General features: G+C 62.3%; 18 protein-coding genes and 1 pseudogene. 8 read left to right on the forward strand and 11 right to left on the reverse strand.

The annotated features are described in order from the left end of the window. Positions 1 to 34: 34 nt before the first annotated feature. Positions 35 to 553: a glycine cleavage system transcriptional repressor gene (locus BLS08_RS23260; protein WP_017675779.1), complete on the reverse strand. Its 519-nt coding sequence runs from the start codon at positions 551 to 553 to the stop codon at positions 35 to 37. 33 nt (positions 554 to 586) lie between these two features. Then, on the reverse strand, positions 587 to 1036 hold the full coding sequence (locus BLS08_RS23265; protein WP_017675780.1) for a GNAT family N-acetyltransferase: 450 nt from the start codon (positions 1034 to 1036) through the stop codon (positions 587 to 589). A gap of 357 nt (positions 1037 to 1393) precedes the next feature. On the opposite strand from BLS08_RS23265, the gene BLS08_RS23270 reads away from it, so the two are divergent. Then, positions 1394 to 3571 (forward strand): malate synthase G, encoded by a 2178-nt coding sequence (locus BLS08_RS23270; RefSeq protein ID WP_017675781.1) that lies wholly within the window; start codon positions 1394 to 1396, stop codon positions 3569 to 3571. A gap of 124 nt (positions 3572 to 3695) precedes the next feature. Here BLS08_RS23270 and BLS08_RS23275 read toward each other — a convergent pair whose 3' ends face one another. Next, positions 3696 to 5762, reverse strand: a complete 2067-nt coding sequence (locus tag BLS08_RS23275; RefSeq protein WP_017675782.1) for an LTA synthase family protein — start codon at positions 5760 to 5762, stop codon at positions 3696 to 3698. A 166-nt stretch (positions 5763 to 5928) separates the two neighbouring features. Between BLS08_RS23275 and BLS08_RS23280 the strand changes: the two genes are divergently transcribed. Together BLS08_RS23280 and BLS08_RS23285 are read left to right on the forward strand one after the other, a co-directional pair. Continuing rightward, on the forward strand, positions 5929 to 7860 hold the full coding sequence (locus BLS08_RS23280) for a putative nucleotidyltransferase substrate binding domain-containing protein (protein ID WP_017675783.1): 1932 nt from the start codon (positions 5929 to 5931) through the stop codon (positions 7858 to 7860). Beyond that, positions 7857 to 8558 carry a 3'-5' exonuclease gene (locus BLS08_RS23285; protein ID WP_017675784.1) on the forward strand — a complete coding sequence of 234 codons (702 nt, stop codon included), beginning with the start codon at positions 7857 to 7859 and terminating at the stop codon, positions 8556 to 8558. Before BLS08_RS23280 ends, BLS08_RS23285 begins: the two co-directional genes overlap by 4 nt. A 116-nt stretch (positions 8559 to 8674) precedes the next feature. On the opposite strand, the gene trhP is transcribed toward BLS08_RS23285, so the two are convergent. From trhP to BLS08_RS23305, 4 genes are all read right to left on the reverse strand, one after another. Next, on the reverse strand, positions 8675 to 9982 hold the full coding sequence (gene trhP, locus BLS08_RS23290; RefSeq protein WP_017675785.1) for a prephenate-dependent tRNA uridine(34) hydroxylase TrhP: 1308 nt from the start codon (positions 9980 to 9982) through the stop codon (positions 8675 to 8677). A gap of 211 nt (positions 9983 to 10193) precedes the next feature. Next, positions 10194 to 10700, reverse strand: a complete 507-nt coding sequence (locus BLS08_RS23295) for a hypothetical protein (RefSeq protein WP_017675786.1) — start codon at positions 10698 to 10700, stop codon at positions 10194 to 10196. Between the two features lie 91 nt (positions 10701 to 10791). Next, the gene (locus BLS08_RS23300) at positions 10792 to 12561 is read right to left on the reverse strand and encodes a sodium:solute symporter family protein (protein ID WP_017675787.1); all 1770 of its coding nucleotides are present in this window, start codon (positions 12559 to 12561) and stop codon (positions 10792 to 10794) included. A gap of 3 nt (positions 12562 to 12564) precedes the next feature. After that, positions 12565 to 12825, reverse strand: a complete 261-nt coding sequence (locus tag BLS08_RS23305; protein ID WP_017675788.1) for a DUF4212 domain-containing protein — start codon at positions 12823 to 12825, stop codon at positions 12565 to 12567. Between the two features lie 246 nt (positions 12826 to 13071). Here BLS08_RS23305 and BLS08_RS23310 point away from each other — a divergent pair, with 246 nt between their 5' ends. Next, positions 13072 to 15204 carry a TonB-dependent siderophore receptor gene (locus BLS08_RS23310; RefSeq protein WP_017675789.1) on the forward strand — a complete coding sequence of 711 codons (2133 nt, stop codon included), beginning with the start codon at positions 13072 to 13074 and terminating at the stop codon, positions 15202 to 15204. 115 nt (positions 15205 to 15319) lie between these two features. Here the strand turns inward: BLS08_RS23310 and BLS08_RS23315 are convergent, their stop codons facing one another. The 4 genes from BLS08_RS23315 to BLS08_RS23330 all read right to left on the reverse strand — a co-directional run bounded on the left by BLS08_RS23315 (position 15320) and on the right by BLS08_RS23330 (position 18665). After that, entirely contained in the window at positions 15320 to 16108 is a 789-nt protein-coding gene (locus BLS08_RS23315) for a PA3715 family protein (RefSeq protein WP_017675790.1), read from the reverse strand. A gap of 144 nt (positions 16109 to 16252) precedes the next feature. Further along, positions 16253 to 16555, reverse strand: coding sequence for a hypothetical protein (locus BLS08_RS23320; protein ID WP_017675791.1), 303 nt, complete (start codon positions 16553 to 16555; stop codon positions 16253 to 16255). A gap of 47 nt (positions 16556 to 16602) precedes the next feature. Continuing rightward, positions 16603 to 17946 (reverse strand): cell envelope integrity protein CreD, encoded by a 1344-nt coding sequence (gene creD, locus BLS08_RS23325; RefSeq protein WP_017675792.1) that lies wholly within the window; start codon positions 17944 to 17946, stop codon positions 16603 to 16605. 179 nt (positions 17947 to 18125) lie between these two features. After that, positions 18126 to 18665 (reverse strand): phage infection protein, encoded by a 540-nt coding sequence (locus BLS08_RS23330; RefSeq protein ID WP_090337577.1) that lies wholly within the window; start codon positions 18663 to 18665, stop codon positions 18126 to 18128. A 247-nt stretch (positions 18666 to 18912) separates the two neighbouring features. On the opposite strand from BLS08_RS23330, the gene BLS08_RS23335 reads away from it, so the two are divergent. The 4 genes and pseudogenes from BLS08_RS23335 to BLS08_RS23345 form a co-directional block, all read left to right on the forward strand. Continuing rightward, on the forward strand, positions 18913 to 20544 hold the full coding sequence (locus tag BLS08_RS23335) for a VRR-NUC domain-containing protein (RefSeq protein ID WP_017675794.1): 1632 nt from the start codon (positions 18913 to 18915) through the stop codon (positions 20542 to 20544). Next, complete coding sequence (locus tag BLS08_RS23340; RefSeq protein ID WP_017675795.1) at positions 20541 to 22841, forward strand: ATP-dependent DNA helicase; 2301 nt, start codon at positions 20541 to 20543, stop codon at positions 22839 to 22841. The genes BLS08_RS23335 and BLS08_RS23340 overlap by 4 nt, the downstream gene beginning before the upstream one ends. Positions 22842 to 23155: 314 nt before the next feature. Continuing rightward, positions 23156 to 23887 (forward strand): hypothetical protein, encoded by a 732-nt coding sequence (locus BLS08_RS26235; protein ID WP_139204297.1) that lies wholly within the window; start codon positions 23156 to 23158, stop codon positions 23885 to 23887. A gap of 192 nt (positions 23888 to 24079) precedes the next feature. Next, positions 24080 to 24283 (forward strand): annotated as a pseudogene (locus tag BLS08_RS23345) (IS4 family transposase); the annotation flags it as partial.

Here is a 24283-nt window from a genome sequence, read left to right on the forward strand (position 1 = left end):
TTATCCACAGGCTGATCCACCTATACCGGGGATATCAATCCTCGGCGCGCAGGTTCAGCTCCACCATCAGATCGTCGGCCAGGGTCTCCAGACGCGCCTGCAACTGCTCCAGGGGCAGCGTCTCCGGCACGGCCAGCAGCGCTTCGGCGGTGAACAGCAGTTCGCCGCTCATCGGCGCCGGCGCCACTTCGGTCAGCAGGCTCTCCAGGTTGACGCCCTGCTCGGCCAGCACGCGGGTGATGTCGCGGACAATACCGGGACGGTCGTTGCCCACCAGCTCCAGACGAATCGAGGTGAAACGCCCACCCGGCTCGCTACCGCTGGCCGCCAGCTGCACGCGGATGCCCTGGGCGCTCAGCGCTTCCAGGTCCTTGATCAGACCGCCGTGCGCCTCGGCCGGCACATCCACGCGCACGATTCCGGCGAACTGCCCGGCCATGCGCGCCATGCGGCTTTCCAGCCAGTTGCCCCCATGATTAGCCACGCAGCCGGCCAGACGCTCGACCAGACCCGGTTGGTCCTCGGCAATCACCGTCAGTACCAGATGGTCCATGTACTACCTCACTCGTTCACAGGATTGGGAAGGTCAGCCGCGTAGCGACAACCAGTAGGTGAAGAACTGCTCGTCACGCACGTAGCCAAGACGCTCGTAAAGGCGCTGGCCGGCCAGATTGGTCCTCGCCGTTTCCAGTTGCAGACCGCAGGCGCCGGTCGCCTCGGCATGCGCGCGGGCGGCATTCATCAGCGCCTCGCCAACGCCCAAGCGGCGCGCGCTTTCATCGACATATAGATCGCTGAGCAACCAAGCCGGTTCCAGCGCCAACGAAGAATGAAAGGGATAGAGCTGCACGAACCCCTGTGCGGCGCCCTGCTCGCTCCGGGCGATGAACAACTGCGAATCCCCGCGCTGCAGGCGCAGACCAAGGAAGGCGGCAATCTCCGCCTCGTCGCGCGGCACTTGATAGAAACGCAGATAGCCAGCAAACAGACGGGTGAGATCGGCAAGGTCGGCAGTAACAGTGGCAGATACCGTCATGGCGGGCTCCAAGATGCTCGAAAAGCAGTATAGGCGAGGAGGCGTAGGCCATATTGGCGCGGTTGTCAGTAGCCCACTCAATTAATCGTGTACGTTTTTGCATTTTTTATGAAACAATAGCGAACTTTTTTGAACACAACGCGTACTTCTCGTGACCGTAATCAGTCTTTTGGTCGCAGTCTGACGCACACCCACTGCATTTCCCCGGAATCTTGATGTAGTATGCCGCGCCACGGACTACAAGACGGCCAGACCGTCTCCGACGAGCCTCTCTGAAAGCGCAGGCGTTGACCCGCAGGTCGTTTTCAGAGGTGCCCGAAGCGGCGATTGAGTAAAGCTCAGATAGTGAGGCAAGTGATGACTGAACGCGTTCAAGTCGGTGGCCTGCAGGTCGCCAAAGCCCTGTACGACTTCGTGAACAACGAAGCCATTCCCGGTACCGGCATCGCTGCCGACCAGTTCTGGGCCGGTGCCGCTGCGGTCATCAAGGACCTGGCGCCGAAGAACCGTGCCCTGCTGGCCAAGCGCGACGAGCTGCAGGCACAGATCGATGCCTGGCACCAGGCGCGCAAGGGTCAGGCCCATGACGCCGCTGCCTACAAGGCCTTCCTCCAGGAAATCGGCTATCTGCTGCCAGAGCCGGAAGACTTCCAGGCCACCACTGCCAACGTCGACGAAGAGATCGCCCGTCTGGCCGGCCCGCAGTTGGTGGTGCCGGTGATGAACGCGCGCTTCGCCCTGAACGCTTCCAACGCCCGCTGGGGCTCGCTGTACGACGCGCTGTACGGCACCGACGTGATCAGCGAAGAAGGTGGCGCCGAGAAGGGCAAGGGCTACAACAAGGTCCGTGGCGACAAGGTCATCGCCTTCGCCCGCGCCTTCCTCGACGAGGCCGCGCCGCTGGCTGCCGGCTCGCACGTCGACTCCACCGGTTATGCCATCGTCGACGGCAAGCTGGTCGTCGCCCTCAAGGGTGGCAGCAACAGCGGCCTGCGTGACGACGCGCAGCTGGTTGGCTTTCAGGGCGAGGCCAGCGCGCCGATCGCCGTGCTGCTCAAGCACAACGGCCTGCACTTCGAGATCCAGATCGACGCCTCCAGCCCCATCGGCAGCACCGACGCCGCTGGCGTGAAAGATGTGCTGATGGAAGCCGCGCTGACCACCATCATGGACTGCGAAGACTCCGTCGCCGCCGTCGATGCCGATGACAAGGTGGTGGTCTACAAGAACTGGCTGGGCCTGATGAAAGGCGACCTGGCCGAGGACGTGTCCAAAGGCGGCAAGACCTTCACCCGCACCATGAACCCGGATCGCGTCTACACCCAGCCGGACGGTTCCGAGCTGACCCTGCATGGCCGCTCGCTGCTGTTCGTGCGCAACGTCGGCCACCTGATGACCAACCCGGCCATCCTCGACGCCGAAGGCAACGAGATTCCGGAGGGCATTCAGGATGCGCTGTTCACCAGCCTGATCGCGGTGCACAACCTGATCGGCAACACCAGCCGCAAGAACACTCGAACCGGCAGCGTGTATATCGTCAAGCCGAAGATGCATGGCCCGGAAGAAGTCGCCTTCACCAGCGAAATCTTCGCCCGCGTCGAGGATGTGCTGGGCCTGGCCCGCAATACCCTGAAAGTCGGCATCATGGACGAGGAGCGCCGCACCACCGTCAACCTCAAGGCGTGCATCAAGGCTGCCAGCGAGCGCGTGGTATTCATCAACACCGGCTTCCTCGACCGTACCGGTGACGAGATCCACACCTCCATGGAAGCCGGCGCCGTGGTGCGCAAGGCCGCCATGAAGAGCGAAGCCTGGATCGGTGCCTACGAGAACAACAACGTCGACGTCGGCCTGGCCACAGGCCTGCAGGGTCGCGCACAAATCGGCAAGGGCATGTGGGCCATGCCGGACCTGATGGCGGCGATGCTCGAGCAGAAGATCGCCCACCCGCTGTCCGGCGCCAACACCGCCTGGGTCCCCTCGCCGACCGCAGCCACCCTGCACGCCCTGCACTACCACAAGGTCGACGTGTTCGCCCGTCAGGCCGAACTGGCCAAGCGCACCCCGGCTTCGGTGGACGACATCCTGACCATCCCGCTGGCCAAGGACACCAACTGGTCAGCAGAAGAAGTCCGCAACGAGCTGGACAACAACTCGCAAGGCATCCTCGGCTACGTGGTGCGCTGGATCGACCAGGGCGTCGGCTGCTCCAAGGTGCCGGACATCAACGACGTCGGCCTGATGGAAGACCGCGCCACCCTGCGCATCTCCAGCCAGCTGCTGGCCAACTGGCTGCGCCACGGCATCGTTACCGAAGCGCAAGTGGTCGAAAGCCTCAAGCGCATGGCACCGGTGGTTGATCGCCAGAACGCCAATGATCCGCTGTATCGCCCGATGGCCCCGGATTTCGACAACAACGTCGCCTTCCAGGCCGCGCTGGAGCTGGTGGTCGAAGGCACCAAGCAGCCCAACGGCTACACCGAGCCGGTGCTGCATCGCCGTCGTCGCGAGTTCAAGGCCAAGAACGGTCTGTGATTCGCCTGGCACCTCGACCATAAAAAACCGCCCTTCGGGGCGGTTTTTTATAGGGCAGTCGCGGCTAAAGCCCCTCCCACAGGGCACTCAACTTTGTGGGAGGGGCTTTAGCCGCGACAGACAACTAGCGCGTGGCCTGCGCCGCCTTGTCCGCTGTTACCCCGGTGGTATTGCCCAGCAGACTGGTTGTCGCGGTCTGCACGAAGGCCGACAGCTTGCGCTCCAGATCGCTGCGCCGCTGCGCGTCATCGATCACCTCGGCACTGGCCTCGTGGCCAAGCTGGTAGCGATACAGGCGCGCATCACGGTCACGCGGTTTGACCAGGATGTTGTCGCCCGTCACCAGTCCCACGGTCTGGTCGCTCCCGGACGGTTTGATCACCGCCACGCCGGCATCGCCCTCAGGCAGCGCCAGCAGGTCGCGGCCCCAGCATTGCTGCTGCACCGGCTGGCCGAGACGGCCCATGATGGTTGGTACCACGTCGATCTGGCTGCCGACGGTGTCGCGGTTATTGCCGAAGGTTTCCTGCACGCCGGGGCCAATCAGCAGCAGCGGGATGCTGAAGCGCGACAGGTCCATCTCGGTGATCTGCTCGTCGTTGCCGAAGCCATGGTCACCCAGCACCACGAACAGGGTGTCCTTGAAGTAGGGCTCCTGGCGCGCCTTGGCGAAGAACTGGCCGAGCGCCCAGTCGGCGTAACGCATGGCGGTCAGGTGCTCGTCCAGCGAGCCGTGGCCCGTGACGCGTTCGACCGGCAGATCCTCCGGCAGGGCGTAAGGCGTGTGGTTGGACAACGTCTGCAGCATTGCGTAGAACGGCCTGCCCTGGCGCCCCAGCTTGGCCAATTCATCGACACCACGGCTGAACATGTCCTGGTCAGACACCCCCCAAGTCGGGTCGATGAAGACCGGGTCGACGAAATCATCGCGACCGACGAAGTTGCGCATACCCTGGTTGGCGAAGAAGCCGGACTGGTTATCCCAGGCGAAGCTGCCGTTGTACACGTACACATCATCATAACCACGGGCACTGAGCAACTGCGGCAGGCCGGAGAACTGGTGGCCACCTTCGGGCATGCGCATCAGGTATTCGAAGGCCGGCAGGTTGGGGAAGCAGGCCATGGTGGCGAACATGCCCTGGTGGGTGTGGGTCCCGTTGGAGAACATGCGCTGGAACAGCAAACCCTCTTTTGCCAACGCATCGAAGTTGGGGGTGATGCCGTCCTGGTTGCCCATGGCACCGATATAGCGCCCTGCCATGCTCTCCATGAGGATCACCACCACGTTGCGCACCTGCGGCAGCTGGCCTTCGGCCGGTGGCGTGTAAACGCGACGCACGGCCGCTTGGTCGGCGTCGATCAACTGATCGCGCGAGGTCAGCAGCAGGTCGCGGGTGATCTGCTGTGCTTCGTCAGCCGGCAGGGTGGCCTTCCAACTGTTGTCGCGGTGCTCGGAGAAGAAGTTCTCGGCAGCATCGACCAGGGTCAGGGTGCCGTTGAGGCCCAGGTGATTGGCAAACATCGAATCGGTGGTATAGGCATCGCCCCAGCGTAGCGGTGGGCCGGAGCGCAGGGTGCCACGAGCAGCGGTCACGCAGACCAGCAGAAACATCACGAACACCGCAGTACGTGCCGGCCAGTGCGGCGGCGCAGCATGCCCCCGCGCACGCGTGGCACGCTCGATACGGCGGAACAACCAGGCCAGCAGCAGCGTGGCCAGGGCCCAGGCCAGCAGCAGGCGCAACACAGGGAAACCGTTCCAGATCATGCTGGTGACGGTGCCCAAGTCCTCCTGCATGTACTGGAACACCAAACTGTTCAGGCGCTGATGGAATTCGCGGTAGAAATTCAGCTCGACCACGGCAAAAAACAGACACAGGCTGGTGACGACGGTCAGCCAGGCTACATGCAGACGCCGCGCGCGCATCGCAGTGACACTCAGCAGCGACAGACTCAGCGGAATGCACAGGTAGACGATCAGACGCAGGTCGAAGCGCGCGCCATTGACGAAGGCCTCGGCGAAGGTGCTGGCCGATGTATCGGCGATCAGCGCCTGGTTGTAGGCCAGCAAGCCCAGCCGAGCCAGGGCGAAAAGCAGCAGCATGCACAGCGCGCTGCCGAGGATGAAAGCCAGGTGACTACCAACACTGACCTGCGCCGCCTTGCGGGCAGCTGGTACGGATGACTGCATGGATGTGCCTTGCTCTTTATGGAAATAGGAGGGCCAGTGCAGTTTGCCTGAGTGCAGGTCAAAATTTCGTCAAAACTGCGTTGTCTGCACCCTACTTAGGTGCAATGGGCAAGCCGACCAGCCAGGGCCACACTGACAACATCCCGAAACTGCGAGGCGCAAGCCCATGAGCAAGGCCGATGCGATGGCTGATGCGGGCAAGACAGCGGTGCTGCAGAACATCCACGGCACCATGGAGTTCCTGCAGAAGTTCCCGCCTTTCAACCAGATGGACACCGCCCATCTGGCGTTTCTGGTCGAGCACTGCCAGCTGCGCTTCTATGCCGAAGGCGACTCGATCATCAAACCCAGCGATGGTCCGGTCGAGCACTTCTACATCGTCAAGCAGGGCCGTGTGCACGGCGAGCGCCCGCACAGCGCACGGCGTGGCACCGAGACCACCTTTGAGATCACCGCCGGCGAGTGCTTTCCCCTGGCCGCGCTGATCGGCGAGCGAGCCACGCGCACCGAGCACCTGGCCGCCGAAGATACCTTCTGCCTGCTGCTGTCCAAGCTTGCCTTCGTCAAACTCTTCGCCGTCTCCAACCCGCTGCGCGACTTCGCCCTGCGTGGGGTCAGCAGTCTGCTCGACCAGGTCAACCAGCAGGTGCAGCTGCGCGCGGTGGAAACCCTCGGCGCGCAGTATTCGCTGGATACCCGCCTGGGTGAACTGGCCATGCGCCAACCCATCGGCTGCCCCCCCGCCACGCCGCTGCGCGAGGCGGTGCGGCTGATGCACGAACAGCATGTCGGCAGCATCGTCATCGTCGATCCGGCCGATAAACCGCTGGGTATCTTTACCCTGCGCGACCTGCGCCGGGTGGTGGCCGACGGCGTCGACCTGGCCCAGCCGATCAGCAACCTGATGACCCCCAGGCCCTTCCACCTGGCGCCGGACGCCAGCGCCTTCGACGCCGCCATCGCCATGACCGAGCGGCATATCGCTCACGTCTGCCTGGTGGAGCACGAAAAACTCTGCGGGGTGATTTCCGAGCGCGACCTGTTCAGCCTGCAGCGCGTCGACCTGGTGCATCTGGCACGCACCATCCGCCACGCCGGCAAAGTCGAGACCCTGGCCGGGCTGCGCAGCGACATCCGCCTGCTGGTCGACCGCATGCTCGCGCATGGCGCCAGCTCGACGCAGATCACCCATATCGTCACCCTGCTCAACGACCACACCGTATGCCGGGTGATCGAGCTGACCCTTGAAGAAATGGGCGATCCGGGCATACCCTTCACCTGGCTGTGCTTCGGCAGCGAAGGCCGCCGCGAGCAGACCCTGCACACCGATCAGGACAACGGCATACTCTTCGAAGCCGAAAATGCCAGCGAGGCCGCCGCCACCCGTGAGCGCCTGCTGCCGATCGCCCGCGAGATCAACCAGCGCCTGGCGCAGTGCGGCTTTACCCTGTGCAAGGGCAACATCATGGCCGGCAACCCCGAGCTGTGCCTGTCGCGCGAGGAGTGGTCGCGGCGCTTCGCCGGCTTCGTCCTCGAAGCCACGCCGGAAAATCTGCTGGGCTCGACCATCTATTTCGACCTGCGCGCGATCTGGGGCCCGGACGAAGGCTGCGAACAGCTACGCGAGGAGCTGCTCGGACGCATCGCCAACAACAGCCTGTTCCAGCGCATGATGGCGGAGAACGCCCTGCGCCACCGCCCGCCGGTTGGACGCTTCCGCGACTTCGTGGTGGCCCGTTCGGGCGCCGACAAGGACACTCTCGACCTCAAGGTGCAGGGCCTGACGCCCTTCGTCGACGGCGCCCGTTTGCTCGCGTTGGCCAACGGCATCAGTGCGGTCGGCACCCTGGAGCGCCTGCGCGCGCTGATCACCAAGGGCGTGATCGAGGCCCTGGACGGCGCCGCCTATGAAGAGGCCTACCACTTCATTCAGCAGACGCGCATGCAGCAGCATCAACTGCAGGCACGCGACGAGCTGCCCTACTCCAATCGGGTCGACCCCGACCACCTCAACCACCTGGACCGGCGTATTCTGCGCGAGTCGTTCCGCCAGGCGCAGCGCCTGCAGAGCAGCCTGGCCATGAGGTATCAGCTATGAGCAAGTTCACCTGGTTCACCGGCCGCGGTCCGGCCCTGACCCAGCAGCAGCTACAACGCCGCGCAGCGCTGAGTGCGCCGGCGCCGTTCGACGAACGCCCGCTGCACCAGCAGCGTTTCGTCGTCCTCGATCTGGAAACCACCGGCCTGAACATGCGCCGCGATCAGGTGCTGGCCATCGGCGCGGTGGTGATCGATAACGGCGCCATCGACTTCGCCGAGCAGTTCGAATGCACCCTGCACCGCCCCGATCACCAGGCCAGCGCCAGCACCCTGATCCACGGCATCGCCCCCAGCGAAGTGGCCCGTGGCGTGGAACCGGCCGAGGCGCTGCTGGATTTTATGGAGTTCGTTGGCAGCAGTCCGCTGCTGGCGTTTCATGCCGAGTTCGACCAGCGCATGCTGGCCCGTGCGCTGCGCCAGAGTCTAGGCTATCGCCTGCAGCACCGTTTCTTCGATGTCGCCGAAATCGCCCCGCTGCTGTGCCCACAATCGCGCATACGCCAAGGCGGGCTCGATGAGTGGGTCGCCGAATTTGGCCTGCAGGTACACCAGCGTCATAACGCCAGTGCCGATGCGCTGGTGACCGCTGAATTGGCGCTGATGCTGTTCAGCAAGGCACGTCGTCAGGGCATCGACAGTCTCTGCGAGCTGGAGCGCCAGCTAGCCAGCCAACGCCGCCGTCAACACGCCATGTAAACAGGCCCTACGAAGCTTATTCACAACTTCAAGGTGCGCACAGCGCACCCTACGGACTGGCCAGCCGGCGTCGGCAGACCATATACAGCGCTTGCCGGCGATCCATCTTGGCCGCTCTACAGATCGCGCATCAGCAATCCATAATCCAACCCCACTTCCGCCGGCAACGGCAGGTACAGCACATGGCCGTCGCCCGGCGCCACTTGCTGCGCCTGCCCTTGTGCGCTCTCCAGTTGCTCCAGGGTGAAGCGCAGGTTGCCTTGCGGGGTCATCAGCTCCAGCCCATCACCCACGGCGAAACGGTTCTTCACCCGTACCTCGGCCAGTTCGCCACGGCGCTCGCCGGTCAGCTCGCCAACGAACTGCTGGCGCTCCGACACCGAGCTACCGCGCGCGTAGTTCTGGTATTCGTCATGCACATGGCGACGCAGAAAGCCCTCGGTGTAACCACGATGCGCCAATGACTCAAGGCTCCCCAGCAGGCTCGGGTCGAAGGGTTTGCCGGCCAGCGCGTCATCGATGGCGCAGCGGTAAACCTGAGCGGTACGCGCCACGTAGAAATGGCTCTTGGTACGCCCCTCGATCTTCAGCGAGTGCACGCCCATGCGCACCAGCCGCTCGACGTGCTGCACCGCGCGCAGATCCTTGGAATTCATGATGTAGGTGCCGTGCTCGTCCTCATAGGCGGCCATTTCCTCCCCCGGCCGCCCAGCCTCTTCGAGCACGAAGGCCTGGGTGGTCGGTGCGCCCTGGCCGAGGGTCGGGTCGACCACACGGACGATTTCGCCTAGTTCGTTCTCGCTCGCGGGCGTGGCCTGGTATTGCCAGCGGCAGGCATTGGTGCAGGTGCCCTGGTTGGGATCGCGACGATTGATGTAGCCCGACAGCAGGCAGCGCCCGGAATAGGCCATGCACAGCGCGCCGTGGACGAACACCTCCAGCTCCATGCCCGGAACCTGGCTGCGGATTTCCTCGATCTCTTCCAGCGCCAGCTCACGCGACAGGATCACCCGCGTCAGACCCTGCTGGCGCCAGAACTCGACACTGGCCCAGTTCACCGCATTGGCCTGCACAGAGAGGTGAATCGGCATCTGCGGATAATGCTGACGCACCAGCATGATCAGGCCCGGGTCGGACATGATCAGCGCATCCGGCGCCATCTCGATCACCGGCGCCAGGTCCTTGAGGAAGGTCTTCAGCTTGGCGTTGTGCGGGGCGATGTTGACCACCACGTAGAACTGCTTGCCCTGCGCGTGCGCCTCAGCGATGCCAAGGGCCAGGTTGGCGTGGTCGAACTCGTTGTTGCGCACGCGCAGGCTGTAACGCGGCTGACCGGCATACACCGCATCGGCGCCGTAGGCGAAGGCGTAGCGCATGTTCTTCAGGGTACCGGCTGGCGACAACAGTTCGGGGAAACAGGGCATGACCGCAAGCTCGAAAATCAGGGGCTGGCGATTCTATGCAGGTGGCAGGCGTGGATATTGATCTGGGTCTATCGGGCGCGGAAAAGCGCCCAGTCAGTGAAGGGGCGGTGCGCACGGCCCAGGCGGCCCCGCGACACCCTACGCAAGATCGCGGCTCCAGCGGCAGCTAAAGGCAGCCGCACGCCGCAGCGCTCAGCGAAAAGACGGCACGCTAGCGACAGACCTGACGATAAAGTTCGTCGTCCTTGTCGATACGCTTGAGCTGAGCGACCTGAGGCTGTTTCTTCTCGTCCAGCGGCAACAATTCGCCGGTTGCGCAATTGAGCAGGTGGGCGCGGTGCGAAACGTGGTCGATGTGCTGCTTCTCGAAGCGATAGAGCATGAACTCAGCCACTGGTGCGTCCGCCACCTGCTCGCGCACGACGCTCTTGCTGTCGAGCACGGTGAAGGCGGTGACCATCGGTACGAAGTAGCTCCACGGGCGCCAAAACACGTGGCCCGCTTCGGTCGCGACCACGACCGACTCCTTGGGCTGGCGCGCCTGTTGATGCTCGAACCAGGAATACTCGTAGAACACCTGATAACCCAGCATCCCCAGACCACCGAACAGCGGCACGATCCACTTCGGCAGTTTGTTACGCGTCAGTTTGCGCAGCAGCAGAGCGATACCGGCAGCGCCGAGCCCCGCCACCACGATGGCAAGCAAAGTCCACAACATATGGTTGTTCCCGAAAAAAGACGGGCCTCCAGTGGAGGCCCGTCTGTCAGACCCTGGACCATCGACAGATGGCGTCAGGCCAGGATTATGCTTAGTGGCTCAGAGCGGCACCAGCACCTTTGGGAGTACGTACGCTTTCCACCAGATCCTGGATTTCCTGCGGCGGCTCGGCGGTGACCATCGATACGCCGTAGGCCACGGCGAAGTTGATCAGGGCGCCGACGGTACCGAAGGAAGCCGGGGAAATACCCATGAACCACTGGTCCGGGGTGTTTGGCAGCATGTTGGTGCCCGGAACGAAGAACCAGCCCAGGTAGGTGAAGATGTACAGCAGGGTGATCACCAGGCCGGCGACCATACCGCAGATCGCACCCTTGTCGTTCATGCGCTTGGAGAAGATCCCCATCATCAGCACCGGGAACAGGGTCGCCGCGGCGATACCGAAGGCCAACGCTACTACCTGCGCGGCGAACCCTGGTGGATTCAAGCCCAAGTAGGTCGCCAGCAGAATCGCAGCAGCCATCGATAGCCGCGCTGCCATCATCTCGTTCTTCTCACTGATCTTCGGATTGATCAAGGTCTTGATCAGGTCATGACTGATCGCCGAAGAAATCGCCAGCAACAATCCCGCAGCCGTCGACAGTGCCGCCGCAATGGCGCCCGCCGCGATCAGGCCGACCACCCAACCAGGCAGGTTGGCGATCTCCGGGTTGGCCAGAACCAGAATGTCGTTGTTCACGGTCAGCTCGTTACCGCTCCAGCCACGCTCCTGAGCGGTCGCGGTGAAGGCCGGTGCGGCATCGTTGTACATCTGGATGCGACCGTCACCGTTCTTGTCTTCCCACTTGATCAGACCGGTCTGTTCCCAGTTCTTGACCCACTGCGGACGCTCGTCATAGGACAGCGCCGGAGCAGAAGCGCCTTCCGGATAGATGGTGGTGACCAGGTTCAGACGCGCCATCGAGGCGACGGCCGGCGCGGTGAGGTACAGCAGGGCGATGAAGATCAGGGTCCAGCCAGCAGACCAGCGCGCATCGGCCACTTTCGGTACGGTGAAGAAGCGAATGATCACGTGCGGCAGACCGGCAGTACCGATCATCAGTGACATGGTGAACAGCACCATGTTCAGCTTGTTGTCGACATCGGCGGTATAGGCCGCGAAGCCCAGCTCACGTACCACTTCATCGAGCTTCTGCAGCAGCGGCACGCCGGACTCGACGTGGTCACCGAACAGGCCCAGCGGCGGGATCGGGTTACCGGTCAGTTGCAGGGAGATGAAGATCGCCGGGATGGTGTAGGCCACGATCAGTACCACGTACTGCGCGACCTGGGTGTAGGTGATGCCCTTCATGCCGCCGAATACGGCATAGGCGAATACCACCGCTGCTGCGATCCAGATACCAGTGGAGTTGCTCACTTCGAGGAAGCGCGAGAAGGCAACGCCGGCACCGGCCATCTGACCGATCACGTAGGTCACGGAGATGATCACCAGGCAGATCACCGCAGTCAGGCGCGCGCCACGACTGTAGAAGCGATCACCGATGAAGTCCGGCACGGTGAACTTGCCGAACTTGCGCAGGTAGGGCGCCAGCAGCATCGCCAGCAGCACGTAGCCGCCGGTCCAGCCCATGAGGAAGGTGGAGTTGGCATAACCGCCGGCAGCAATCAGACCCGCCATGGAAATGAAGGATGCAGCGGACATCCAGTCAGCGGCAGTCGCCATGCCGTTGGTGATCGGATGCACACCACCGCCCGCGACGTAGAATTCCTTGGTGGAGCCGGCACGTGCCCAGATGGCGATACCGATGTAGAGCGCGAAGGACGCCCCTACGAAGAGCAAGTTGATTACGAATTGGCTCATGACTTACTCCTCGACGCCAAATTCTTTATCAAGTTTGTTCAGTCTCCACGCGTAGTGAAAAATGAGCCCGATAAAGAAGAGGATGGAGCCCTGTTGCGCGAACCAGAATCCGAGGTCGGAACCGCCAACGGAGATTCCCGCGACCATCGGACGCAGAACCATGGCGAATCCGTAGGAAACCAGCGCCCAGATAACCAGGCTCCAGGTGATGAGCCGCACATTGGCCTTCCAATAGGCCGCAGCATTTGCTTGTTCAGAAGTCATAGACGCCTCCGGTTATTGTTATTCTGATGCAGCTTCAAGCTAGCAGCAGGCCAGCACCTACCGACAGATAGACATTGGTATTAGCCGCATCGCGACGTTTCGTGGATTCATTGCAAACGCTGAAAACGCTAGTAGAGAAGCGCCAACTTTCAAGCTATTCACTGCGACAAATCCGCATTTGATAATGATTCTCTAAAACACTAGAATCCCGGGCCCTCACCTACCCCCGGCCCAAGGATTCACACCATGCGACGCCTGGTCGTACCTTTCCTCGCCCTGCCCGCTCTCACTTGTCACAGTGCCTTTGCCAGCACCGATAACGACACGCCGCTGGCACTGGAAGAAATGCAGATCACCGCCCCCAGCGAGCGGGCCGACGGCCCGGTGAATGGTTATCGTGCCAGCCGCTCGGCCAGTGCGACCCGTACCGATACGCCGATCCATGAAATCCCACAGTCGATCAGCGTGGTCCCGGAACAGGTGGTGCAGGACATCGGCGCAGTGCGCCTGGAAGATGCACTCGATTACGCAGGTGGCGTGGAGCGTGGCAACAACTTCGGTGGCCAGGGTCTGACCGAATTCCTGATTCGCGGCTTCAACAGCCAGGAGTTCTACCGCAACGGTTTCGCCGTCAACCGTGGCTACCCGAACATGCCTGACGCCAGCACCATCGAGCGCATCGAAGTGCTGCGCGGCCCGGCGGCCATGCTCTACGGCCGCAGCGACCCAGGCGGCACCTTCAACATCGTCAGCAAGCAGCCACAGGCCGAACGCCGCACCGTGCTCGGTAGCCAGGTCAACAGCGAAGGCATGCGCCGTGGCACCCTGGACACCACCGGCGCCCTGGACGAACAGACCGCCTTCACCTACCGCCTGAACCTGGTGGCAGAGGGTGGCGACAGCTTCCGTGATGACGTCGAGAGCGAGCGCTACAACGTCGCCCCGGTGCTGCGCTGGCAGCTCAACGAGGCCACCACCATCACCCTCGAAGGCGACTATCTGCACAACCGCCACCCGCTCGACCGTGGCGTCACCCGCTATTCCAACCAGAACGGCAAGCTGCCGCGCGACCGCTTCCTGGGCGAGGAATCCGCCGGCAAGCTGACCAACGAGAACGCCAGTACGCAACTGCGTATCGAGCACCTGCTGAGCGACAGCTGGACCCTGCGCGGCGGCGTGCAATACCTCGATGGCAAGATCCATGGCGGCGCCGTGGAGAACAACAGCAACGCCTACACCGGCTTGCCTGCAGGCGCCAGCAGCGTCGGGCGCAATTACAACGAACGCTGGCTGAACTGGAATGACGTCAACGCCCAAGCCAATGCCGAAGGCAACTTCGACCTTGGCGGCTTCGCCCACACCCTGCTGGTGGGCGTGGAGTACGACAAGTTCAACTACAACTCGCTGATCATCCGCTCGCCAGGTGGTGGCGCTTACCCTATCGACCTGTACAACCCGGTACATGGCCAGCCACTACCGGCGCTGACCCGCACTACCACGCATGATGCCGAAACGCTGGAGTCCTACGCCTTCTACCTGCAGGACCAGATCGCCCTGACCGAACACCTCAAGGCGCAGGTGGGTGCGCGTATCGAGCGCTTCGAGCAGAGCTACGAAGACAAGCTCACCACCAGCGGCGACTGGGATCAGGCGCATAACGCCGTCACCCCGCGCTTCGGCCTGATCTACGATCTCACCGACGAGTTGGCGGTTTTCGCCAACACCTCGCGCTCGTTCAAGCCCAACCGCGGCGCTGATCGCCTGGGCAACGCCTTCGACCCTGAAAAAGGCGTGGCCCACGAAGTCGGTATCAAGTACGACATGGCCGATCGCGACCTGAGCCTGAGCGCCGCGCTGTTCCACATCGTCAAGGAAAACGTGCTGACCAGCGACCCGCTGGATACCACCCGCAGCATCGCCGCCGGTGAAGTGCGCAGCCGTGGCTTCGATATCAATCTGGCCGGCAACATCACTCCGCAATGGCGGGTGATCGGTGGTTATGCCTACGTCGACGCCGAAGTCACCGAAAGCACCAGCACCACCATGCCGGTGGGCTCGCGCCTGGCCAACGTGCCACGCCACAGCTTCAACCTGCTCGACACCTACGAGTTCGATGGCGGCCCGCTGGCCGGCCTGGGCCTGGGCATCGGCCTGAAATACGTCAGCGAGCGCCAGGGCCAGACCAGCAACAATACCTTCGACATGGACGGCTACGGCCTGGTCGACCTGTTGGCCTACTACCCGCTGACCGAGAACGTGCGCCTGAACCTCAACCTGAACAACGTCTTCGACAAGCACTATGAAGAGCGTGCCTGGAACGTCTGGAGCTATCCGGGCGAGCCGCGCACGCTGCAGGCGGGGATTTCGGTCAGCCTGTAAAGCCGAGCACCAGCTGAACGCGGTTCACCTGGCTTGTCACCTCGTAGCCCGGATGCAATCCGGGGATGGCCTGTCATGCCGTTCCCGGATTGCATCCGGGCTACGCACAGCGTCCTCAGTGCGGGTCGGAGACCAGCTCGATTGGCAGCAGATAGCGTTCTTCGTCGTACTCAATACGAAACTGATTGGAGCGGGGATCGTCCTCGATGGTCTGGCATTCGCCATCGTCCGCCACCATGCGCCTTCCAGTATGAGTTCGCTTGAAGATCAGGTCGCGGTAGCCATTGCGGCCAACCTTGTCCGTAACGATGAGCACGCCCTTGGCCTCGCCGAACGAAGCCGTGCAATCGTCGTCTCGTTCACCGCCGAAGCTCTCCACCACCAGCCCTCCCATCAAGGTGCGCAACCCTTGCTCTTTCAACTCGTAGAGAGCGAGCTCGGTTTCCCTGAAGGGATTCAGTCGCGACCCGTTGCGGCGGCTGATCCGAACAGCAAACGCCAGGTCATCCCCACGCAGGGGATAAGGCGCAGTATCCAAGGCCAACCTGTCCACATAGATCGCGTCCCAATCCAACCGATTGGGCTCCACCAGCCGTGCCAGGACCTGTTGCTCGGCGCTATTGAGCACCAGCACTTCCAGGTCCGCCTCGCCATGACTGTCGTGCTTTGCGCGCAGCAGTGGCATAGCGATCAGCGTCAACTCAGGCCGCGCTGGCCAGACCTTGCAAATACTCTGTTCGGCATCCACCCGATAACGCCCGCGCTCATCCTCGAGCACCTGACTGGCTGCATGGCCTGGGTGGGCTATCTCGATCCAGGTGGGCAACTGCTGCCGGCAATCATCGGCCTGTGCCAGGCTCGCCAGCAGCAGACCGCCGAGGGCGGTGGTCAGTCTCTTGTTCATCCTTGAAGTACTCCCGTTCAATGAACCGCGAGTCTACGCAGCGGCCCGCCCACTGCCCATGATGGGCATCGCGAAACAACCAGGTGATGCGCAGCGCCAGCAGATGCCCGGCACGCGCCTCTTCGCGCAAACCGATATGCCCGCTCATGCCCGGTACCACAGGCGCATGAAGCCCAGCGCCAGCAGCAGGCCGACCTGGCCCAATGCTGCGCACAGCGACAGGAAGGAACGCAACGTGCTGTTTTGCGCCGCGTCCTGGATACCGGTCAGGGCATTCCAGAAACCGTCCGGCAGCACCATCAGGCTCAGGCTGGCGAGCGGCTTGCCGGTCAGCAACAGGCCGTCGATCAGGTTGAACCAGCCGCAGAACATCAGGCCGATCAGGATCATCACCGCCACCACCAGACCGAGGCCAAGGCAGGCAGAAAACTGCATGAGAAGACGCATGGATTCTCTCCAGAGAAGGGGCGCGGCCTGTGCCGCGCCAGCCAAGATCAGGCTTGCGGAGCGCTGCGACCGACGCCGTACCAGTCCAGTTTGCGGGTCAGCACCATCACACTGCCGAGCACGCCGAACACCAGCAGCGAGCCCATCAGCAGGGCGTAGTCCTCGGCGTTGAGCAGGCCATAGAGCATGGCGTACAGAGCGGCCAGCAAAGCGCCAAAGCCCATGCCGCGCCGCCAGCTGTGCAGCACGAAGCTGACGTAGAAGCCGATAAGGCCGACGCAGGCGCTGGCTGACAACGCATAGGCCAGGGCGAAGTCCAGATGCTCGGAGAGCGACAAGAGCAGCAGGTAGAACAACGCCAGCGACAGGCCGACCAGTGCGTACTGCACCGGGTGTACGGCCAGGCGCTTGAGCACCTCGAAGAGGAAGAAGGTGGCGAAGGTCAGGGCGATGAACAGCAGCGCATATTTGATCGCACGGTCGGTCTTCAGATACTGATCCACCGGGTCGACGAAACTCACCCCGAAGTTACGGCCGAACAGATCCTGGCAACGGTCAGCGCCCACGCAGCCGCGCAATGCCTCTTCCAGGTTGGTGGCGAAGAAGCTGGTCTGCCACTCGGCAGTAAAACCCTTGGAGCTGATCTCGCGGCTGCTCGGCAGGTATTCGCCGACGAAGCTCGGGTGCGGCCAGTCGGAGGTCAAGCTGACCCGGCTATCACGCCCGACCGGCACCACAGAGAGCTGCTCGGTGCCCTGCAGCTTGAGGTCGAAAGCGAACTCGAGAATCTGCCCGCCCTGGGTATCCAGAGCCGGGAGCGGTGCATGCACGCCGGCGCCGAAGTTATCGTCAGCACTGCCCGGCGCGAAGCTCAGGATCTGGCCATTGAGGCGCAGTTGCAGGTCGTTGCTGATGCCACGGATGTCGCTGATGCCGACCGAGAGGAAGGGCTTCTCGAAACGGTAGAAACCGAGGTCGTCGCCCAGCCCCAGGCGCGCCGGCAGGCGGAATTGACCGCTGACCTGGCTGTCGCTGCGGTACAGGCGCGCTTCATAGATGCCGCGGGCACGCAGCTCGGTGCCCACCTGACCTTCGAGCACGAAGCGCTCCGGCAGGAAGTACAGGCGGCCGCGACGCTGACGCTCTTCGCTATAGCGCTCACCGGTCTTCTCGTTGGTCTTCCACTCATGGGTGGTCTTGATATACGGCAGCACCAGGATTGGCCCGGTGATCTGCTGGCGGTAGCTGGAACTGCGGGCGATATCCTGCAGCACCTCGTAGCGCAGGCCTTGGCGCTCGTCGACCAGGCCATCGATCATCAGCAGGGGAATCATCAGCAACAAAATCAGCAGGGCGATGGCGCCCAGCTTGAAGCCCAGGGAACGGCTCATGGTACGGCTCTCCGTAGCGAGTGAAGGTACGGCAGAGTCTGGGCAAGGGCGGTGGGAGGCGTGTGGGGCGAGCGTGGAGATTGTGTGGAGAATGGTTGAAAGAAAAAGGGCGCCGATTCAGGGCGCCCTTTCTAACTGCTGTGCGGCATAAGACTGCTCCCGCGTGATGGATATCCGGATCAGCTGATACGGCTGGCACCCACGCGGTCGGCACCATCTTCGGCTACACGGTTCAGACCAACGCGGTCAGCACCACCTTCTGCGACACGGTTCAGACCAACGCGATCAGCGCCACCTTCTGCGACACGGTTCAGACCAACGCGATCAGCGCCACCTTCTGCGACACGGTTCAGACCAACGCGATCAGCACCACCTTCTGCGACACGGTTCAGACCAACGCGGTCAGCGCCACCTTCTGCGACACGGTTCAGACCAACGCGATCAGCGCCACCTTCTGCGACACGGTTCGGACCAACGCGGTCAGCACCACCTTCGGCAACACGGTTCGGACCAACGCGATCAGCACCATCTTCGGCTACGCGAAAACGCTCCAGAGTACGCTCGGCACCACCTTCGGCTACACGATTCACGCCGACGCGATCTGCGCCACCTTCAGCGACTGCAGGGGCTGCGGACTGTTGAGCGTTGATCTGCGGCAGGGCGAAAGCACTGGCGGACAGGGCGGCGATGACGAGGCTGGCGAGGATTTGCTTTTTCATGTTCGTTCTCCTGAGAGGGGGTGAGTAACTGGCTACGGTTGCCATGTTACGCACGCCCCAGAACGGCAAAAGGCACATCTCGGGATAGTGACAATCAATGCCATCGATACTTGGAAAAGCGCTTATCGATCAGACAGATAGTCATCACAACCAATCTCTCGGCATCACCCTCGCCTTCCGTCCATTCGATATCGCAGCTGGTGAACGGCACTGGCATCTGTATAAAAAACCAGTAAAACTTCGCCCCATGCTCAACCTCGACGCCCCCGAACTCTATTACCTGGCCAACTTCCGCAAGGCCCTCGCCTGGCTCGATGCCCATCACCGTGACCTGATGGACGACGTCGAACACGCCTTCGTCGCGGACTTCCCCCAGGTGCCACTGCCCGCCCAAGCGCTGCTGGTACGTCTGGTGATGCGCAAGGGCGTGCACTTTCGTGTCAGCAAACTGCGCTATGCCGAGATCGGCGACATCCCGACCGCTGCCGCTCCCTTGCTGGAAATGGGCTGGCTGATCGACTGCGCCGCACTGAGCTTCGACGAATTGGGCGCACTGCTGCTCAAGGACGAACTGGCCGCGCATTTCGCCAGCGACCTGCCAGGCGGCAACCTGAAGAAAAGCGAAGTGCTCGACCATCTGCGCGAGCTGCACAGCGAACCCCGCAGCCTGGCGGACTGGTGCCCAAATCTGGACGAGCGCCTGCTGAGCCTGGCCATCGGGCCGCTGTGCGACCGCCTACGCTTGATGTTCTTCGGCAACCTGGCGCAGGACTGGTCGGAATTCGTGCTGGCTGACTTGGGGATATTCCGCTACGAGCAGGTGCCGATCACGCCAGGTTCGCGCGGCTTTCGTCACCGCCAGGACGTCGACGACTACCTGCACCTGCGCACCTGCCGTGAGGCTTTCGAGGTCGGCATGTCGGTCACCGAGGTTCTGCAGCAGCTCGGCGATTTCTGCAGCGACAGCCCGCATATCGGCGAACGCCACCAGCGCCTGCTGCTGCAACTGGCGCAGCATCTGGAACGGGCCGGCGAGCTGGACTCGGCGCTGGCGCTGTATCGCGATACCCGCGCGGTGGGCTCGCGGCAACGGCAGATCCGTGTGCTGGAGCGCCTGGGTCAGGATGCCGAAGCACTGACCTTCGTCGAACAGGTGATCGCAGCACCGCACAATGCCGAAGAAGCGCAACTGGCCGAACGGGCGCGCACGCGCCTGCGCAAACGCCTCGGCCTGGCGCCAGTGGCCAAGGCGGCGAAACTGATCGAGGATCGCCTCGACCTGCGCCTGCCGCGCGCCGCCAGCGTCGAGCTGGCCGTGGCCATGCACCTGACCGAGCCGGATGCGCCCGTGCATTACGTGGAGAACACGCTGATCTGCGGGCTGTTCGGCCTGCTCTGCTGGGAGGCGATCTTCGCCCCGCTGCCTGGCGCCTTCTTCCACCCCTTCCACACCGGCCCGGTGGATCTGCACCGCGCCGACTTCCATGCACGGCGCAGCGAGCTGTTCGCCGCCTGCCTGGCACGTCTGGACGACGGTAGCTACATCGAGGCCATGCGCCGTACCCATGCTGAGAAATTCGGTATCCAGTCGCCCTTCGTATTCTGGGAACTGCTCGATACCGAGCGCCTGGAACAGGCGCTGGCCTGCTTGCCACCGGCGCACCTGGCCGCCTGGTTCCGGCGCCTGCTGGCCGATATCCGCGAAAACCGCGCCGGCATGCCCGACCTGATCCAGTTCTGGCCCGCTGAAGGCCGCTACCGGATGATCGAGGTGAAAGGCCCGGGCGACCGCCTGCAGGACAACCAGAAACGCTGGCTGGCCTTCTGCGCCGAGCACGGCATGCCGGTCAGCGTCTGCTACGTGGAGTGGAGCGATTGAGCCTGCGCATCGCCGTGCGCGAGCTGTGCGAGTTCACCGCCAAGGAAGGTGACCTCGACCTGCGCTTCACCCCCTCGCCCACCGCGCAGGAAGGCATGGCCGGACACGCCACGGTGGTGGCCCGGCGCGGCCCAAATTACGTGTCCGAGCTGCCACTGATCGGCGAATTCGAGGGGCTGACGGTCAGCGGCCGCGCCGATGGCTTCGACCCCGAGTTTCGCCTGCTGGAAGAGATCAAGACCCATCGCGGCGACATCTCGCGCATCCCCGCCAACCACCGTTTGCTGCACTGGGCGCAGGTGAAGATCTACGGCTGGCTGCTGTGCCAGGAACTGGGCTTCGAGGAACTGGATCTGGCGGTGGTGTACTTCAACGTCATGACCCAGCAGGAAACGGCGTTCCGCGAGCGCCACAGCGCGGCCTCGCTGGGCGAGTTCTTCGCCCTGCACTGCCGCCGCTATATCGATTGGGCGCGGCAGGAACAGGCGCACCAGCAGGCACGCAACCAGGCGCTGGAAAACCTCAGCTTCCCCTACGGCGAATTTCGCCATGGCCAGCGGCAACTGGCCGAAGCCGTATACCGCGCCGCACGCGACGGCCACTACCTGCTGGCGCAGGCCACCACCGGCATCGGCAAGACCCTCGGCACCTTGTTCCCGCAACTCAAGGCCATGCCCGGCCAACAGCTCGACCGCCTGTTCTTCCTCAGCGCCAAGACGCCAGGCCGGCGCCTGGCACTCGATGCCCTGCAACGCCTGCGCGAGCCAGACACGCCGCTGCGCGTTCTGGAACACGTAGCCCGCGACAAGGCCTGCGAACACCCAAGCAAAGCCTGCCATGGCGACTCCTGCCCGCTGGCCAAGGGTTTCTATGACCGCCTGCCGGCAGCACGCAGCGCGGCACTCAAGGAGCGCTGGCTGGATCAACAGGCCGTGCGCAATATCGCCATCGCCCATGGCGTGTGCCCCTACTACCTGAGCCAGGAGCTATGTCGCTGGAGCGACGTGGTGGTGTGCGACTACAACTACTACTTCGACCTCGGCGCCCTGTTGCACAGCCTCACCCAGATCAACCAGTGGCGCATCTGCCTGCTGGTGGATGAAGCGCACAACCTGGTGGAGCGTGGGCGCGGCATGTACAGCGCCGAGCTGGATCAGGCGCGCTTCAAGGCCATGTGCCGCGACGCGCCGAAACGCCTGAAAAGCGTGCTGGAACGAGTCGACCGCCACTGGGATCAACTGCATCGCGAGCAGCAGGTGCCCTATCAGGTCTACCCGCTGGCGCCGGACCTGCTGCTCGCCGCCCTGGGCAAAGCGGTCAGCGCCATCACCGACCTGCTTACCGACCAACCCGAGGGCAACGCCGGCGAACTGCTCAGCTTCTATCTGGACGCCATGCTGTTCTGCCGCCTGGCGGAAAGCTTCGGCCCGCACTCGCTGTTCGATATCAACCGCGATGAGGCCCCCAACGGGCGCAGCTACTCGACCCTGTGCATCCGCAATATCCTGCCGGCGCCCTTCCTCGGCCCGCGCTTCGAGGACGCGCACAGCGCCACGCTGTTCTCCGCCACCCTCAGCCCCAGTCACTACTACCTCGACCTGCTCGGCCTGCCGAAAGAGACCCAGTGCCTGGACGTGGCCTCGCCGTTCAGCGCCGAACAACTGCACGTACAGGTGGTGCGCAACCTGTCCACCCGCTACCAGCACCGCGATGCCTCGCTGGCGCCGATCTGCCAACTGATGGCGCGCCAATACGCCGAACGCCCCGGCAACTACCTGGCGTTCTTCAGCAGCTATCAGTACCTGGAACAGGTACTGCAGGAGCTGCGCCGCGACCACCCGCAGATCCCGGTATGGACGCAGTCCCGGCAGATGGACGAAGCGGCGCGTCAGGGCTTTATCGAACGCTTCCAGATCGGCGGACGCGGCATCGGCTTCGCCGTACTCGGCGGTGTATTCGGCGAAGGCGTGGACCTGCCCGGCGAACGCCTGATCGGCGCCTTCGTCGCCACCCTCGGCCTGGCCCAGCTCAACCCGATCAACGAAGAAATCCGCCAGCGCATGGACACCCTGTTCGGCAATGGCTACGACTACACCTACCTCTACCCCGGCTTGCAGAAAGTCGTGCAGGCCGCCGGCCGGGTGATCCGCACGCCAGAGGATCAAGGCGTGCTCTACCTGATCGACGACCGCTTCGCCCGCCCCGAAGTGCGTCGCCTGCTGCCAACCTGGTGGCAGGTCGAACTGCTGCGCTTGCCGCTGCAGACGCCAACACTTGAGCCGCAACCCGACCTGTAGGATCGGCTGGGCGGCATTCCGTTTTATCCGCGACCATTGCAGCCTGAAAGCCGTAGCCTGGGCTGAGCGAAGCGATACCCGGGAGGACGGAAGCACCTGTAAGACTCGCCTGAATACGGCTTGCCAGCGGTTATCCGACATGGTGTATAAACTGCAAAGCACCCCACCGCCTCACTGCAGGCCGCAAGATAGAGAAGGATTTCGAAAATGACCAGGAAGGTTATCCACCAAAACAGCCCGCTGGTTATGCACCATTTGGTGTCTATTTATAGTTAGGCATGCCTGTAGAAAACTACAATACAAAGGTACAACATATGAATTTGCCAGTCCGAACCCACGACACTGCAATCAGCAAGCTGGGCGAGCATTATGAAAATGCTGCTGGACCTGCGCTCGCCGTACTATTAACGACAATTAACCCTACATTTGGTGCAGCAGCTGCGGCTATTGGTGCTCTTTTATCTTACGGAAACTCTCAGCGCACAAAAATTAAGCAGGGCTATCTAGCAGAACAAATCAGGTTGCAGCTTGAGCAGCACAAAAACAGCATTGAAACCTTGAACGAAAATCTTCATGAAGCAGTTACCCTCGCCATTCAAGGTGTTCAATCGGCGGTGAGCACTGAAAAAATCAATAGATTTGCAAAAATAATATCAGGCCACATCATTAATAACAGTTCATGGGATGAAACGGCAACAGCACTTCGAGCCATTACCGACCTAGAAGACATCCATATTAAAATAATTTCAGAAGCATCATTACATATTGACCCCTCAAGTAGAACGGCGAAATTTTATATCGACACTCCAAATTTCCCAAAGCCTGGATTCATCGATGGCAGGTCAACCGCCCCAACAATAGACATATTGACAAAGCTTGGCGGTAGAAACCGCACAGAAGTCCAAATGTTCTGCATGGAGCTAATGTCTAAAGGGTTGCTGCATGACAATGATCAAGGCTCGTTCAGCACAGGTCCAGTTTATACATTAACTGAAGCAGCTTTTTGGCTACTGGCAAAAATAGAACACATGAGCAGCGAAAATTAAGTCAGGACATATAAAAGCCTAACAAGGCGCTAAAAACACTCACTTCGTCCGCTGGGACTGGCTAAAGCCCAATGTCATCAACTTTGGAAATTATCCATAAATATCATATAATTAGCGCTCAAATCAGTGCATGGGAGAAGCCCTTTTGACTACCTATACCGCATCGCTTGACACCGCCAGCCAAACCCTGGCTTGAAAATTGTACAAAAAATAACCAGCCCGCTCGATTGTCCCGCCTTCATCGCCGCCCACCGCCAGAATCCTCAAGACTTTACCCGCCGACGCCAGCTCACCTTCAAGAACCTCGTCCTGTTCCTGCTCAATCAGCCGCGCACGGCCCTGCAAACCGAACTCGATCAGTTCTATCGCGTACTCAATCAGGCGTCGACTGAGACG

The organism is Ectopseudomonas chengduensis, from assembly GCF_900102635.1.
Lineage (GTDB): Bacteria > Pseudomonadota > Gammaproteobacteria > Pseudomonadales > Pseudomonadaceae > Aquipseudomonas > Aquipseudomonas chengduensis.

Bases quoted from the DNA above. Each gene is read 5' to 3' on its own strand.
- BLS08_RS23310 (WP_017675789.1), top strand. From the start codon at position 13,072: ATGCGACGCCTGGTCGTACCTTTCCTCGCCCTGCCCGCTCTCACTTGT.
- trhP (WP_017675785.1), bottom strand. From the start codon at position 9,982: ATGCCCTGTTTCCCCGAACTGTTGTCGCCAGCCGGTACCCTGAAGAAC.
- BLS08_RS23270 (WP_017675781.1), top strand. From the start codon at position 1,394: ATGACTGAACGCGTTCAAGTCGGTGGCCTGCAGGTCGCCAAAGCCCTG.
- BLS08_RS23260 (WP_017675779.1), bottom strand. From the start codon at position 553: ATGGACCATCTGGTACTGACGGTGATTGCCGAGGACCAACCGGGTCTG.
- BLS08_RS23315 (WP_017675790.1), bottom strand. From the start codon at position 16,108: ATGAACAAGAGACTGACCACCGCCCTCGGCGGTCTGCTGCTGGCGAGC.
- BLS08_RS23335 (WP_017675794.1), top strand. From the start codon at position 18,913: ATGCTCAACCTCGACGCCCCCGAACTCTATTACCTGGCCAACTTCCGC.
- BLS08_RS23330 (WP_090337577.1), bottom strand. From the start codon at position 18,665: ATGAAAAAGCAAATCCTCGCCAGCCTCGTCATCGCCGCCCTGTCCGCC.
- BLS08_RS23275 (WP_017675782.1), bottom strand. From the start codon at position 5,762: ATGCAGTCATCCGTACCAGCTGCCCGCAAGGCGGCGCAGGTCAGTGTT.
- BLS08_RS23285 (WP_017675784.1), top strand. From the start codon at position 7,857: ATGAGCAAGTTCACCTGGTTCACCGGCCGCGGTCCGGCCCTGACCCAG.
- BLS08_RS23280 (WP_017675783.1), top strand. From the start codon at position 5,929: ATGAGCAAGGCCGATGCGATGGCTGATGCGGGCAAGACAGCGGTGCTG.
- BLS08_RS26235 (WP_139204297.1), top strand. From the start codon at position 23,156: ATGAATTTGCCAGTCCGAACCCACGACACTGCAATCAGCAAGCTGGGC.
- BLS08_RS23300 (WP_017675787.1), bottom strand. From the start codon at position 12,561: ATGAGCCAATTCGTAATCAACTTGCTCTTCGTAGGGGCGTCCTTCGCG.
- creD (WP_017675792.1), bottom strand. From the start codon at position 17,946: ATGAGCCGTTCCCTGGGCTTCAAGCTGGGCGCCATCGCCCTGCTGATT.
- BLS08_RS23295 (WP_017675786.1), bottom strand. From the start codon at position 10,700: ATGTTGTGGACTTTGCTTGCCATCGTGGTGGCGGGGCTCGGCGCTGCC.
- BLS08_RS23305 (WP_017675788.1), bottom strand. From the start codon at position 12,825: ATGACTTCTGAACAAGCAAATGCTGCGGCCTATTGGAAGGCCAATGTG.
- BLS08_RS23320 (WP_017675791.1), bottom strand. From the start codon at position 16,555: ATGCGTCTTCTCATGCAGTTTTCTGCCTGCCTTGGCCTCGGTCTGGTG.
- BLS08_RS23265 (WP_017675780.1), bottom strand. From the start codon at position 1,036: ATGACGGTATCTGCCACTGTTACTGCCGACCTTGCCGATCTCACCCGT.